At 72.3% G+C, this 14,309-nt stretch carries 8 protein-coding genes, 1 pseudogene and 1 riboswitch (1 of these 10 cut by a window edge); of the genes and pseudogenes, 2 read left to right on the top strand and 7 right to left on the bottom strand.

Annotated elements, in window-relative coordinates:
* The first annotated feature begins 71 nt into the window (after positions 1-71).
* Positions 72-1,169, top strand: coding sequence for a hypothetical protein (locus tag FrCorBMG51_RS22885; RefSeq protein ID WP_235433838.1), 1,098 nt, complete (start codon positions 72-74; stop codon positions 1,167-1,169).
* Between the two features lie 96 nt (positions 1,170-1,265).
* Here FrCorBMG51_RS22885 and thiC read toward each other — a convergent pair whose 3' ends face one another.
* Positions 1,266-3,122 (bottom strand): phosphomethylpyrimidine synthase ThiC, encoded by a 1,857-nt coding sequence (gene thiC, locus FrCorBMG51_RS22880; RefSeq protein WP_047225078.1) that lies wholly within the window; start codon positions 3,120-3,122, stop codon positions 1,266-1,268.
* Positions 3,114-3,238: riboswitch (TPP riboswitch) on the bottom strand. It overlaps the preceding gene by 9 nt.
* Positions 3,239-3,438: 200 nt before the next feature.
* Between thiC and FrCorBMG51_RS32740 the strand changes: the two genes are divergently transcribed.
* Positions 3,439-3,573: a hypothetical protein gene (locus FrCorBMG51_RS32740; protein WP_256386251.1), complete on the top strand. Its 135-nt coding sequence runs from the start codon at positions 3,439-3,441 to the stop codon at positions 3,571-3,573.
* A gap of 335 nt (positions 3,574-3,908) precedes the next feature.
* Here FrCorBMG51_RS32740 and FrCorBMG51_RS22875 read toward each other — a convergent pair whose 3' ends face one another.
* The 6 genes and pseudogenes from FrCorBMG51_RS22875 to FrCorBMG51_RS22850 form a co-directional block, all read right to left on the bottom strand.
* Complete coding sequence (locus FrCorBMG51_RS22875) at positions 3,909-5,171, bottom strand: glycosyltransferase (protein ID WP_047225077.1); 1,263 nt, start codon at positions 5,169-5,171, stop codon at positions 3,909-3,911.
* Positions 5,168-6,244 carry an alpha/beta fold hydrolase gene (locus FrCorBMG51_RS22870; RefSeq protein ID WP_047225076.1) on the bottom strand — a complete coding sequence of 359 codons (1,077 nt, stop codon included), beginning with the start codon at positions 6,242-6,244 and terminating at the stop codon, positions 5,168-5,170. The genes FrCorBMG51_RS22875 and FrCorBMG51_RS22870 overlap by 4 nt, the downstream gene beginning before the upstream one ends.
* A 2-nt stretch (positions 6,245-6,246) precedes the next feature.
* The gene (locus FrCorBMG51_RS22865) at positions 6,247-6,603 is read right to left on the bottom strand and encodes a phosphopantetheine-binding protein (RefSeq protein WP_047225089.1); all 357 of its coding nucleotides are present in this window, start codon (positions 6,601-6,603) and stop codon (positions 6,247-6,249) included.
* Between the two features lie 119 nt (positions 6,604-6,722).
* Positions 6,723-8,240: a polyketide synthase dehydratase domain-containing protein gene (locus tag FrCorBMG51_RS29150; RefSeq protein WP_476742238.1), complete on the bottom strand. Its 1,518-nt coding sequence runs from the start codon at positions 8,238-8,240 to the stop codon at positions 6,723-6,725.
* Positions 8,241-9,870: 1,630 nt separating this feature from the next.
* Positions 9,871-12,681, bottom strand: a pseudogene (locus FrCorBMG51_RS35180) (beta-ketoacyl synthase N-terminal-like domain-containing protein); the annotation flags it as partial.
* Positions 12,668-14,309, bottom strand: partial view of a type I polyketide synthase gene (locus tag FrCorBMG51_RS22850; protein WP_047225086.1) — the 3' portion only. It continues 6,749 nt past the right edge of the window; only the last 1,642 of its 8,391 coding nucleotides appear in the window; its start codon lies off the right edge, out of view; the stop codon is at positions 12,668-12,670. The gene FrCorBMG51_RS22850 and the pseudogene FrCorBMG51_RS35180, both read right to left, overlap by 14 nt.

Here is a 14,309-nt window from a genome sequence, read left to right as displayed (position 1 = left end):
CTACAGGTTCGTTGTCCACAGGTGGCTGGTCTCGCTCGCGGGTGGGGCGGAGGCCGTGGCAGCGTGGGGGTATGGCCCATGATCCCGGCTTGCGGCATCCGCGCGGCGGCAACAGGAACAGCAGCGGCGGCAAGAACAGTGGCGCCAGGCTCCTCGGCAGCGAGGGGCCTGGCAGCGAGGCTCGTGGCAGCGATGGCAGCGGCCACGGGACCCGCGGAAACGGCCACACGTCCAGGCGGCGGGCCGATGGCCGTGGGGAACGCACGGTCTGGGAGCGGATCGCGGAATCCCAGGACGGCGTCATCTCCGTCCGTACAGCCCTGCGGGCCGGGATGACCGAGGCGGAAATCCGCTGGAAGCTGCGCAGCGGCCGCTGGCAGCGGCCCATGCGGGGCGTGCTCGTCACCCACTCCGGCCCGATCACCGACGCCCAGATGATGTGGGCGGCCGTCGAATCTGTCGGAGCGGGCGCGGTACTCGGCGGGGCGTCCGCGGCATCGTTCGACGGCTTACGCGGGTTCGACGGCGGCCCGGCCGTCGTCCTTGTCGACGCTGCCCGGCATGTGACGCGGCGCCCCGGTGTCATCATCCGGCGCAGCCATCACCTCGGATCCGATGACGTGTACCCGCGGCGGTCGCCACCGCGGACCAGGCTGCCCCGCTCGGTCGTGGACATGGCCAGCTGGGCCCCGGATGAAGAGGACGCACGTGCTGTGCTTGCCGCGGCCGTCCAGCAGCGGCTGGTCACCGTCGCCGAGCTTCGCCGTGTCGTCGAGCGCCGTGGGCCGCTGCGCCGCAACAGGCTGATCACTGACACCCTGAGCGACCTGGGCGATGGTGCCCATTCGGTGGCCGAAATCCTTTATCGAAAAATCGAGAATCGTTACGGCCTGCCGGCCGCGCGACGGCAGCCGCGGATCGATGCCGGCGGCAGCCGCTACCACCTCGACGTCTGGTACGAAACGTGGCGGGTCTGGGTGGAGATCGACGGTGGCTATCACCGGGAGGTACGTCAGTGGTGGGACGACCTGGCCCGGCAGAACGCCGGTGTGCTCCAGGACCGCCTCATTCTGCGCTTCCCGGTCCATGTACTGCGCACCGAACCGCGGCTGGTGGCCGAACAGGTCGCCACAGCACTACGCCAACGCGGCTGGGAGCCGAACCTGTAGGTGAAAACCGTCATCATCACAGCGGTTTCCACCTACGGATGCGGGAGCCGTAGGTAGAAACCGTCGTTGGAGTGACAGGAACCACCTACGTGGCTTCTACGACTCCGCGATCGGGAGGTAGACGTGGCTGCCGCGGGCGGCGAACTCCGCCGACTTCTCCCGCAGGCCGGCCTCCACGGCGTCGGTCTCCGCAATGCCGTGCTCCTCGGCGTACTTGCGCACGTCCTGGGTGATGCGCATCGAGCAGAAGTGCGGGCCGCACATCGAGCAGAAGTGCGCCGACTTCGCGGGCGCCGCGGGCAGGGTCTCGTCGTGGAAGGCCTCGGCGGTCTCCGGGTCGAGCGCGAGGTGGAACTGGTCGGTCCAGCGGAAGTCGAACCGCGCGTCGGACAGGGCGTCGTCCCACGCCTGGGCGCCCGGATGCCCCTTGGCCAGGTCCGCCGCGTGCGCGGCGATCTTGTAGGCGATCACCCCGGCCTTGACGTCGTCGCGGTCGGGCAGGCCGAGATGCTCCTTGGGCGTGACGTAGCAGAGCATCGCCGTGCCGTACCAGCCGATCATCGCCGCGCCGATCGCGGAGGTGATGTGGTCGTAGCCGGGCGCGATGTCCGTGGTCAGCGGTCCGAGGGTGTAGAAGGGCGCGTCGTGGCACAGCTCGCGCTGCAGGTCCACATTCTCCTTGATCTTGTTCATCGGGACGTGCCCAGGGCCTTCGATCATGACCTGGACGTCGTGCTCCCACGCCACCGAGGTGAGTTCCCCGAGGGTGGCCAGCTCCGCGAGCTGGGCGGCGTCGTTGGCGTCGGCGATCGAACCGGGGCGCAGCCCGTCCCCGAGCGAGAAGGTCACGTCGTAGGCGCGCAGGATCTCGCACAGCTCGGCGAAGTGGGTGTAAAGGAAGTTCTCCTGGTGGTGGGCCAGGCACCAGGCGGCCAGGATGGATCCGCCGCGGGAGACGATCCCGGTCTTGCGCCGCGCGGTCAGCGGCACGTAGCGCAGCAGCACTCCGGCGTGGACGGTCATGTAGTCCACGCCCTGCTCGCACTGCTCGATGACGGTGTCCCGGTAGACCTCCCAGGACAGCTCCTCGGCCTTGCCGCCGACCTTCTCCAGCGCCTGGTAAATCGGCACGGTCCCGATCGGGACCGGCGAGTTCCGGATGATCCACTCCCGGGTGGTGTGGATGTCGCGGCCGGTGGACAGGTCCATGACGGTGTCAGCGCCCCAGCGGGTCGCCCACACCATCTTGTCCACCTCCTCCTCGATGGACGAGGTCACCGCCGAGTTCCCGATGTTCGCGTTGATCTTCACCAGGAGGGCACTGCCGATCGCCATCGGCTCGGACTCGGGATGGTTGACGTTCGCGGGCAGCACCGCACGGCCGGCGGCGATCTCCGCCCGCACGGTCTCGACCGGCAGGCCCTCGCGCAGCGCGACGAACTCCATCTCCGGCGTGATCTCGCCCCGGCGCGCGTAGGCGAGCTGGGTGACGGCCCGGCCGGGCAGCGCCCGCCTGGGGGACGGCCGGCGCAGCCGCTCCCCATGCCGGACCTGTGGCGAGGCGTTCTGGTAGATCTCGGTGTCGCCGCGGGCGGTGATCCAGGCGTCCCGCAGCGGAGGCAGCCCCTGGCGCACGTCGGTGACCTGCTCGGTGTCGGTGTACGGGCCGGAGGTGTCGTACAGGATCACGCTGTCGCCGGTGGACAGCAGCACCTCGCGCATAGGCACCCGCAGGCCGTCCGCGGAGCCGACCAGATAGGTCTTGCGGCTGCCGGGCAGCGGACCGGAGGTGACCGGCGCGGGTGAGCCACCGGGCGTGGAGGCGCCGCCGGGCCCTCCGGCAGCGGACCTCCGAGCGTCACGCCCCGTGGAGACGGGCGCGCCACCGGTGACGGGTGTTCCGCCGGTGACGGGCGCGGACACGGAGACCGATCGGTCGACGGGCAGCACCATGTGACAGCCTCCCTACGCCGGCATTACCCGGACAGGTTCTGGCGGTCGGCGGCACTGTGGGTGGGTCCCAGCCGCCCTCTCAGCCTCCTGCGTTGGAAGCTCCCGCGTTGACGTTGGATGCGACGGTACGCCCAACCAGCACCCTGTCGCCACCCAATCGACGGAACACCCACCCACAACCCAGGATCGTGTCACAGCGTCACCGCGGGCGAGCGTCAGGTGAGATGCTTCCGAGAGCGGGTAATCAGGCTGGGACAGTGTCCGCCCGGTGACCGGGAAAGATCCTCCCTCTCACTTCCCCCCTCTGGGAGCATGAATGATTCTGCTGCCGCTGCTGGCGCTCTTCCTCGGAATCTTCGTCATCGGACTCGTCCACGACTGGCGTTACGACGAACCGCCCGCCACTGGTAATACGGGAGGCACCCGACCGGACGCCACGACAACCACCTGATCAATCACCCGGTCAACCGCCCGAAAACTATCCGAAAAATATCCGAAGAAACACCGGCCAAATTTCCCGGAACAAGCAGGAGGACGTTTTTCTTTCTGGCCGGCACGGAGTTCCACATGAAACTCCGCCGCCGGCGGGAAGGGAACGCGAAGAAGACCCGGAACACGGCGGAGACCCGGAAGAAGAAATGTGGAAAGAGCTGGTCGGCGGCGGGCTTCGAAGGAGGTTGCGCCGAACGGCGCCGGCTCAATGAGCACGCCGGGCCAAGAGGTCAACAGGCCAGCGGGCCACCGGGGCAGCGGGCCACCCGGCCACCCGGGCACCCGGGCACCCGGTCAGATCATCGCGAGTAGGCGATCCGCGGCGGCGACGGCGCCCCCGGCGGCTGCGAAGTCGCCGCGTAGCCGCCGCGCGGCGACACGGAAGGACGGTTCGTCCAGCACCGAGACGATCGACTCGCGCAGCGCGGGCGCGCTCACCCGGCCGAACCGGACCCGCAGGCCCGCGCCGGTGCGCACGACCTGCTCCCCGATGACGGGCTGGTCGTCCCGGACCGGCGCCACGACCAGCGGGACACCGTGCGCCAATGCCTCGCACACCGTGTTGTTCCCGCCGTGCGACACCACCGCGGACAGCCGTGGCATGAGATCGAGCTGCGGGACGTGCGGCAGCACAAGAATGTGCTCCTCAGCGCCACTGCCACGGGAAACGCCGACCGGAGCACCGTCGACCGGAGCGCCGTCGGCCACGGCGGCGCCGCCGGGTGCGGGATTCGCCCGGGGCGGGCCGAGGATGCCGGGCGGCGCCACGACTATCGCCTGTAGGCGGTGCCCGAGCGGTCGGAGCGCGTCGACCGCGACCCGCAGGAACCGGCCGCCGGCCTCGCGGGTCACCGTTCCCAGCGAGACCAGCACATGCTCACGCTCGGAATCCAGCCATTCCCACGGGAAGGCCACTGCCGGCCGCCGGCCGAGCGGTATGCCGACGAAACCGTAGTAGCTGGGAAAACTGTCCGTGCGCAGCATCCGGGGCACCGAGCACACCAGGGTCAGGTGCTCGGAGAAGCGCAGGTCACCAACGCACGCCTTGTCCTCGGGCACCCCCTGGGAGCGCTGGAAGTCACGTAACGTGTCACGGACCCACCGCCCGACCCCGGGCAGGAGCTCGTACGGATCGTCCAGTTCGGCGGACGTGGCGGCAAGGGTCGCCCACGGCAGGGCGCGGCGGCGGGCGACGAGCGCGGCCCCGACCGCCTGCTGGTCGACGACCAGCACATCCGGGGCGAACTGGTCGACCTTCGCCTCGACCTCGTCGACCATCGAGGCGGCCAGCGGGATGAGAAAGTCCTCCCAGAGGAACTTCAGGGACGCCGCGCCCCGCAGTTGCCTGGACTTCTCCTCGACGGCAGCCCGGCTGGGGCCGGTGAACGTCCCGGCGAGTGGCAGCAGGGTGAGCCCTGGGGCCAGCAGCGGCCCGACCACGTCCGGATGGCCCGCGACCGCTACCTTGTGACCGCGTCCGGCCAGTTCACCGGCGATCCCGACCGCCGGGTTGACGTGTCCGGTCAGCGGCGGGACGACGAACAGGAAACGGCTCACCCCGGCACCCCGGTACCGATGCTCTCCTCCGGACGGCCGGGCTCCCCCTCCTCCTTCGGCTCCTTCGGGCGTCCGGGGCCGCCGTCCGGACGATCATGATCGCCAGATGGCCGGCTGGGACCGCTGACCGGACGGCCAGGAGCAGCGTCCAGACGGCCGGGATCACTGTCCGGGCGGGCGGGGGTGCTGGCGGGACGGTTGAGATCCGGGGGCGGGACCATCCGGGTCACCCAGTCGGGGGTCTCGAACCGTCGCCCGGCGGTGTCGGCGTAGGGCGGCACCGGGGTGCCGGGTTCGAACAGCCACCATCTGAGCAGGACGCGCAGGTAGTCGGTGGCCTCCCGCAGCACCGCGTGGGTGTGGTGCGCGAGGACGATCAGGGTGCAGTCCGGCACGAGCCGGGCGAGCCCCTCGGCGTGGTCGGCGATGTCGGAGTTCGCCCCGTAGACCGCCAGCACGGGGACGTCCAGGCGGGCCAGCCGCCGCGGGGAGAACGGTTCGGTGGCGAGCATGTCCCTGGCGATCGAGGTCTCCCGCAGCAGGGCCTGGGCACCGCGGGCGATCCGGCTGACCGCCCGCCCGGCGGAGCGCTCCAGCCACCGCTCGACCTCGGCGTCGTCGAGCCCGGCCGACACCTGCGCCAGCGACCGGGCCATCCGCGCGCCAAGGCCCTCGACGAGGAAGGGCGGTTCGATCACGGTGAGGCTCGCCACCTGCCCGGCGTGTTCCAGGGCGTAGGACAGGGCCATCGTCGCCCCGTAGCTGTTGCCCACCAGGTGGACGGGACGGTCGACGCCGAGCGCGTCGAGCAGCCCCGACAGGTCCGCCAGGGCGTCCGTCATGGCGTAGCCGTCCGGTGTCCGTTCGCTGCGGCCGTGACCGCGCAGGTCGTAGCAGATCACGTCGGCGCCGGCGTGGGCGAGGCTGGTCCCGAGCGAGAAGTAGAGGCTGGACAGGTTGTCCATGACCATGCCGTGCACCATGACGACGACCGGTGCCCCGGGCCGCGGGCCACCCCTGGGCGACAGCCGCTGGACGTGCAGGCGGACGCCGTTGGCAAGGACCTCGGGCATCGCTACGACCGGGACGGTTCGGACGGTTCGGACGGTTCGGACGGCTGGGGCGGCGTCAGGCAGTCGGCGATGAAGGAGACGACCTCACCGACCCGCATGTTGATCACTTCGTCGACGTTCCGGTCCGCGAGGAAGCCGACGAAGTCGACCGTGTCGCCATAGTGCTGCCGCATCCGGTCCGCGAGGGCGACGAACTCGATGCTCTCCAGCTCCAGGTCGGTGTTGAACGACGTCGACAGGTCGATCTCACAGTCGATCACGTACTCGTCGCCGATGACGTCGTGCAGCAGCGCCACGACCTCACGCAGAATCCGCTCCTCGACTGCGGCCCGCTCGACGCCCGAGGCGGTCACTCCCACCGCACCCGATCCCGCTTCACCGGATGCTGCTTCGCTGGATGCTGCGGAGCCGGATACGGCGGGACCGGATGTGGCGGAGTGTCCGATCGTCGGGTGTCCGGTCGTCAGGGGCTTGGCCGTCATCTCCACGCTCCTTCGTTCTCCCGTGCCGCCTGTTCGACCTCGGGCGAGGTCCACGCCACAACGTAACGATCAACGTCAGTGTCATCGACGGAACAATGATCAACTTCAGGGCCATCGACGGAGTGACGACCAGCGGCGCTGCCCGCGACGGAACGACGATCGCCCAGCGGATGGCCCAGTGGATGGCCGTGGTCGTCCAGGGGCTCGCCGAGCGCACTGATCGACTGGTGCGCGACCCAGCGGGCGCGCGACGGCTCCTGGTCGTCCGTCCGCACCCGGAGATGACCAGGCGTGACCCCCTCGACGACGAACCGCTGTGGCCAGCTCGCCTGACCGGTGTCATCGGCCCTGGCCGCGGCCTGCCTGGCGGCCCGGAACCTGGCCAGCCACAGGGCCCGCAGGCCGGCGTCGGCTCCGGCCAGCTCGGCGAGCAGGGCGCGCTCGGCGTCCGTGAGCGCCATCGTCTCCATCTCCGTCCCTGCCCTTACCCCTGCCGGGAGCGGCGTCACCCGTTCAATGTCGATACCCACCGCACCGTCGGGATGTACGACCGCCACCGCGAGGAGCGCCGTGTGCGCCAGGGCAACTCGCGGGGGTGTGGCCGGCACGCCGGCACGCGCCGGCAGCCGGTCGATCACCGGGCGCCCGGAGTCCTCGTCCGACACACCGATCTCGATGCCCCACACGTCGGTGACGCCGCTGTCCCACAGCCAGTGGCGGACGGCGTCCTTCACCGCGATCCGCCCGAGCAGCCACTCCCGCGCGGCCCTGGGATGCTTCGCCGCCAGGATGGCGCGCTCGTCGGTGTCGAGGTGGTAGCGCGTGACAAGCTCGCGGGAGGCGGTGTCCGCCCAGTGCTCCCGGGCGAGCACCCAGCCGCCGGCGGCCCGTTCGGCGATGGCGTTGCGCGCCGGCCGCAGCAGCATCGCCCACATCAGCTCGTCCTGGGAGAACCGGCGGTCGGTCCAGCCCTCGACGCGCGCCCACACCGTGCCGTCCGCGGCGCGTACCTCCAGATCGGCGGTGACGGCGCTGTCCCGGACGTCACGTATCCACACCGTGCAGGTCAGCCGCTCCCCCACGGCCGGGTGCGGGCCGAAGAAGCGCACGCCGCGCAGGGCCGAGGGCAGCAGCAGCCAGTCCGCGGCGAGATGCTCCCGCGGCCAGTAGCCGAACAGCTGGCCCGCGGCGTCGAGCAGCGCGCCGGGCGCGCTCGTCACGACAAGCTCCCCGTGGACGCCCCCGGGGGAGACCGGCCCGACCGTGACCAGCCCCTGATAGCCGGGGCCGTGGAACAGCCGTCCAGCATGGTAGATCGACGGCCCGTCCAGCGGTGTGTCGTCACGCGGCTCGGGCAGGGGCTCCGCCGACGGTGCCGGCCCCGGCGGGAAGGCGTCGGCGAGGATGACCGTGCCGTGCGCGTACCCGTCGATACTCACCCGGACCGCGCTCGCGTTCGCGCCCGTCGCGTCCTGCCCGGCCACGGCCGGCAGGACGGTCGTGGTGATGGTCACCTCTACCGCCGGCTCGATCGCCAGCCAGCGCAGGGCCCGGACGTCGGTGACGCCGACGACGACCCGGCCGGGCACGGCCGCCCGCGCCTGGCCGATCATCATCTCCAGCACGGTGGTCATCGGGACCACCGGGAACCTGTCGGCGAGATGCGGCCACCCCGGCGGCTGCCGGTAGAAACAGTGGTCGATGATGTACGGCATCGTCTCGATCGACAGCGTGCGCCGCGTCTGCCGGACGTCCCGCCCGCCCGGCGGTACCGCCGGCCCCGCCGCTCCGGCTGGCCGGCCCGGCGGCCCGGCTGACGATCCGGCCGGCGCAGGCGGCGCGTCCGGCGCAGCGGGCGCAGGCGGCGTNAGGCGGCGTCGGGCGTCCGCCGTGCCCTGTACGAGCAGCGGTGGCCGGGCCGGCGGGTGCCTTCTGGACAGCGGCCGACACCCGCGCCCTGGCACCGGACGCGCCGCCCCTGACGGTGGGCGCGATGGTCCCGGCAGCGGAGGTCCCGGCAGCGGACGCACTCGTCCTGGCAACAGGCGCGCCGCTCCCGGCGCCACGCGCACCGCTCCTGGCGGCGGACGCGGTGGCGCCGACGGCGGACGCGCTGGCCGTCCAGTGTGCCAACACGGCCGAGACCATCGCGTTGGTCTCGGCGACCAGCGCGTCGAATTCGGCGAGCACCGGATTGCCGGTGCTGCCGTGTCCACCGGCCGGATGCGCGCTGACCGCCCGATCACGTCTTTCCCGCGCTGTCAGCGGCCGACGTTCGTGGGCCGTCGCGGAAGGAATCGAACGGGCGGACGGCCCGGCAACCGAGGGTTCCCGCTCCGGCTCCGCCAGGATCGGCGCCGAGACCGGATCCAGGGCTGGATCCGGATCCAGAGCCGGATCCGGGAGCAGAGTCAGATCCGGCTCCAGGGTGGTGGCCAGGCGCGAGCCCGGCTCCGACAGCAGGGCCGAGTCCGAATCCGGGACAAGGACTGGCTCCGGGATCGAGTTCGGATCCGCTGCCAGGGCCGAATCCGAGGCAGGGGGCGGCTCCGGATTCGGGTCCTGATTCTGGTTCGGGGCCAGGTTCGGGTCCGAAGCTGGATCCAGGGCCGGATCCGGGGGCAGGGCCAGTTCCCTGTCCGGGCTCAGAGCCGAGTCCGAGTCCGGATCCAGGGCCGGGTATGAGATCGAGGCTGGGCCCGGGAACAGGGTCGTGGGCAGCAGCGACGCCGCCCGCTCGCCGAGGCGGACCAGTGGGGCACCCAGGTTGAGCAACATCGGCTGGCCACGGTGCGTCTGCTGGGACGACCGCTGTCCATCGTCGACTGCTTCTTCCTGGCCGTCATGAGCGGCTGACGGTGACAACGGTGATGACAGCGGGGACAGCGGCGATGGCGCCGGTGACGATGGCGACGGCGATGGCCGCTGAGGCCCGGGGATCGGGAGCGGGATCGTCGCCGGCGTGCTCATGGCCGACAGCCGGTCCATCCGGGGTGTGGCGCCCTCGACCCAGAACGCGGCGACCACCCGTCGCAGCTGGTCCATGCCCGGGCGTTTCGGGGTGTTCGTGACGACCGTCAGGTGTTCCCGGCCCGGCAGCGTGTCCTGCACGAAGCCGGCGATGCTGCCCACCCCCACCTGGACGAAGACCCGCGCGCCCTCGGCGTACAGCCGCTCGACGAGCTGGCGGAACCGGACCGGCTCCAGCAGATGGCGCACCGCCAGCTCCCGGATTCCGTTCTGGTCGTCGGGGTAGGGCGCGACCGTCGTCGCCGACCACACCGGCACCGTCGGCGTGCGGATCGGGATGCCGGCCACGTCGACCCGGACCTTCGCCAGGAACGGGGAGAGGAACGGGGAGTGGAAGCCGGAGCGGAACGGCAGGATCCGGCCCAGCACGCCCTGGCCGCGCAGCCGTTGCAGGGCGCTCTCGACGCTGCGTTCCTCCCCACAGATGATCGACTGATGCGGGCAGTTGTCGTGCGAGACCACGACGTCCGGGAGGTCCGCGATGGTGGCGGCTGCCGTGTCCGCACCGCACCCGAGCGCGCCGAAGGCCACCCCCGGCACCTCCAGGGAGTACGGCTCGAACGAGGCGATGAACCTGTCCACATCCTCGTCGTCGATCATCCCGGCGGAGATCATGGCGTTCCACTCGCCGATGCTGTGGCCGCCGACGAGGTCCGGGAAGATCTCCAGTCGGCGCAGCGCCGTGTCGAGTACACGGCCCACTTCGACGCTGGCGACGCCGTGCTCCCCGAGCGCCTCGGCCCAGCCGCCCGTTCCAGCGGCGGCCGGGCCGAGGTTTCCGGCGGAAAGGTGCCGCGGGCGGGTGAGCGCGAAGTGCGCGCTGACGTCGTCCACCCGGGGGTGGAAGTTGTCCTCCAGGCCGCAGAACAGGAACGCTGTCCGGTCCGGCGCGGCGGTGGCGCCGAGCAGCGGTGAGCCGGTGAACCACAGGTCGTTGCGGCCGCGCCAGGGCCGACCGCGCTCGACGACCGTGCGGGCGAGCGCCAGCCGGCGCCGGTCCGGCGCGACGATCGCAAGCCGGTAGGGCCCGCCTTCGGGCGGGGCGGCGGTGTCGTCTCGCGCCAGCAGCTCCTGGTCGGGGACGGCGAGCGCGCGGGCGATCTCCGCCGGGCTCGTCCCGGCGAACAGCAGTACCCGCTCGCCGCCGGGTCGCTCGCCCGAGCGCGTGGACGGCCCCATGGCCGTGGTGGCCATGGCTGTTGCCGGGACCGGGAGCGGGACGGTGGCCGGGAGTGCGGTCGCGCCCGGGACCGCGCCCGGGGGCACCGCCGCCGTGGTCACGGCCAGGGGCGCGGCCGCGGCCGGGCCTGGAGGCGGGACCGGGAGCATGACCGGGACCGGCACCGGAACCGTGGCCGGGAAGGCCAGCGACGGCGCGTTCGACGGTGCCGGCGCCTCCTCGACGACCACGTGCGCGTTGATCCCGCCGAAACCGAACGCGTTCACCCCGGCCCGGCGCGGCACACCGTCGTCGACGTCCCAGGCCTCGGCTTCTGCCACCGGCCGCAACCGGGTGCCCGCGAACGCCGGATGCGGCTGCTCACAGTGCAGGGTTGGCGGCAGTACGCGATGATGCAGCGCCAGCGCAGCCTTGATCAACCCGGCGGCGCCCGCCGCCGGCATGGTATGCCCGATCATGGACTTGACGGAGCCGACACCGATCGGCCGCGCTCCCCCCCAGACCCCCGCACCAGCCCCCGCGTCGGCGCCGAAGACCTGCCGGAGGGTGGCCAGCTCGGCCGCGTCCCCGGCCGGGGTCGCGGTCCCGTGCGCCTCGACGAGGCCGAGCGCGCCGGGTGCCCTCGGATCCAGCCCGGCGTCGGCCCAGGCCCGCTCGACGGCGAGCACCTGCCCGTCGGACGCCGGCGCCAGCAGCGTCGACGTCCGCCCGTCGCTCGCCGAGCCGCAGCCGCGGATCACCGCGTATATCCGGTCACCGGCGCGTTCGGCGTCGGCCAGCCGCCTGAGGACGACCATGCCGACCCCCTCACCGATGAGGATGCCGTCGGCCCGCCGGTCAAAAGGACGGATCCGCGAACTCGGCGACAACGCCCGCAGCAGCGAGAAGACACTCCAGAACGTCACCTCCTGCGCCAGGTGCACACCGCCGACGATCATGGTGTCGGCCCGGCCGGCGACGAGCTCGCGCACGGCCGTCTCGACGGCGATCAGGGACGACGCGCAGGCCGCGTCCAGCGTGTAGGCCGGGCCGCGCAGGTCGAGGCGGTTGGCGATCCGGGACGCGGCCAGGTTGGGCACCAGCCCGATCGCGGCCTCGGGGCGCCGCGGGCCGAGCGTTTCGGTGAACGCGGCGTGCACCCCGGCCAACTGCTCGGCCGTGAGCGTCGGGACAAGCTCGGACAGGCTGGTGACCAGCTGTGTCGAGACCTTGATCCGCTGGTCCAGCCGGGCCATCCCGGAGGCGAAGTAACCACCGCGGCCGAGTACCACCCCGGTCCGGCCTCGGTCACCGAGCGCGTCCGCGCCACCGGCGTCCGCGATCGCCTCGGCCGCCACCCGCAGGGCCATGAGCTGGTCGGGCTCGGCCCAGTCCACGGCCAGCGGCATGATCCCGAACTGGGTCGGGTCGAAGGTCGCGAACTCCTCGATGAACCCGCCGCGCCGGCAGCGGATCCGCTCCCCGGCCGCCTCGGGACCGCCATCGGAACCAGGGTCGGGATCGGAACCGAGATCGGGACCGAGATCGGGACCAGAGCCGGAGCCAGGGCCGGGATCCGGATGGAAGAACTCCGGGTCGAAACGTTGCGGCGGGATGTCCCGGATGGCGTCCACACCGGTGAGGATGTTGCGCCAGTAGGTGTCGAGGTCACCGGCGCCCGGGAACACCGCCGCCATCCCGACGATCGCGATGCCCGCGTCCGGGTCCGGCGGCCCGCCGGGCCCGCCCGCCCTAGATCCCGGCATCGAAGGCGTCCAGGGAGCCGGAGAGGTACACCACCTGCGGGTCGTCCACGTCGGCGGCCAGCTCGCGCAGGACCGCGGCGACCCCGGCGTCCGGGTCGATCAGCCCGATACCCCGTCGGGCGTAGACGCGTGCCAGCTCCGCCGAGACCATCCCCCCGCCGGCTCCCGCGCCTGCCACCGCTGCCTCCCGGTCACCGCCGGCAGAGCCCGCAGAGCCCGCGGAGCCGGCAAGGCCCGCAGAGCCGGGCGATGCCCACGGGCCCCAGTCCAGGGACACGACACGGCCGCGCAGCCGCCTCGCCCAGGCATGGGCGCAGGTGTCGAGCGCGTCGTTGGCGGCGGCGTAGTCGACCTGCCCCCGATTGCCGAACACCCCGGACACGCTGCCGAAGAGCACCAGGAAGCCGAGGTCGGGCCGCAGCGCGTCGACCAGCGTCCGGGCTGCGTCGACCTTGGTCGAGAACACCCGCTCGAACGAGCGTGCCGTCTTCTCCCGCAGCAGTTTGTCCTCGCGGACGCCGGCGCCGTGGACGACCCCGTCAAGCCGGCCACGGTCGGCGTAGATCGTCTCGACGACCGCGCGCAGCGCGTCCGGATCCCGCACGTCGACGGCGTGATAGCGGACGAAGGACGCGCTCGCGCGCAGGGCCGCGACGGTGGCCCGCACCTCCCGCTCGGCGAGCAGGTGGGTGACACGGGCCTCGACCTCGGTGAGCCGGCGCAGGCCGGCGGCGATCAGGGCGCGGCGCAGCTGAGGCGCGTCCACCGCGGAGGCCGTCGCCGGATCCTCGGCTGCGGCCGGCAGCGGCGTCCGGCCGATCAGCTCGATCCCGCAGCCGGTGGCCTGGGCAAGCCCGAGGGCGACCTTGGCGGTGATCCCGCGCGCGCCACCGGTGAGCAGGACGACGGAGCTCGGGCCGAGCTCCCCCAGCACGCCGGTGGCCTGGGGCGGCGGTACGGAAGCAACGTCGTCGTGCCACCGCCAGCCCCACGACGGCCCGGCGGCCGGGAGCGTCAGGGCAGCCATGCTCACCGGGCCAGCCGGGCCCACCGGAGCCACCGAGGCGGCCGGGGGCGCACCGGCACCGGGGATCTCGGCCGGCACCACCCGGAGAGTCGACCGGACGCCGTGCCGGTAGCCGATCACCGACGGGGCGTCCGGCGTGAGGAACTCCGTGAGCAGGTAGCCGGCGAGCCGGGTCGGCGCTTCCTTCGGGTCGAGGTCCACCGCGCGGACCACCACGTCCGGCACCTCCCGGGCGAGCGTGCGCGTGAAACCGGCCATCCCCACACCTGGGCCGGGCTCGTCGCCCACCCCGCGACCGAAGCTGCCCCCACCACCGGTCGCGATGATCAGACGCTGGGTGCCGCCGGCAACCGCGGCCCGGATCGGGACGAACGCGGCGGGCAGGGCCGGTGGCGCGTCCCGGTCCACGGACGACACCCACCAGACACCGTCCGCCCCGGCACCGCCGGCAAGCTGGTCGGCGAGCGAGGCGTCGTCCACGGAGAACATCCGCACGGACGCGCCCTGCTGCTCCAGCAGGGTCGCCAGCGCCAGGCCGATACCCAGGCCGCCTTCGACCACGGCGAACCGGCTGCCGGCCAGTGGCCCCGGCCCGGGGCGG

The sequence above is a fragment of the Protofrankia coriariae genome (assembly GCF_001017755.1).
In the GTDB taxonomy this organism is placed as follows: domain Bacteria; phylum Actinomycetota; class Actinomycetes; order Frankiales; family Frankiaceae; genus Protofrankia; species Protofrankia coriariae.
This window is presented reverse-complemented; position numbering and strand designations above follow the sequence as displayed.

Excerpts from the sequence above, each read along its gene's own strand:
- FrCorBMG51_RS22885 (WP_235433838.1), top strand. The coding sequence starts at position 72 with ATGGCCCATGATCCCGGCTTGCGGCATCCGCGCGGCGGCAACAGGAAC.
- thiC (WP_047225078.1), bottom strand. The coding sequence starts at position 3,122 with ATGGTGCTGCCCGTCGACCGATCGGTCTCCGTGTCCGCGCCCGTCACC.
- FrCorBMG51_RS32740 (WP_256386251.1), top strand. The coding sequence starts at position 3,439 with ATGATTCTGCTGCCGCTGCTGGCGCTCTTCCTCGGAATCTTCGTCATC.
- FrCorBMG51_RS22870 (WP_047225076.1), bottom strand. The coding sequence starts at position 6,244 with ATGCCCGAGGTCCTTGCCAACGGCGTCCGCCTGCACGTCCAGCGGCTG.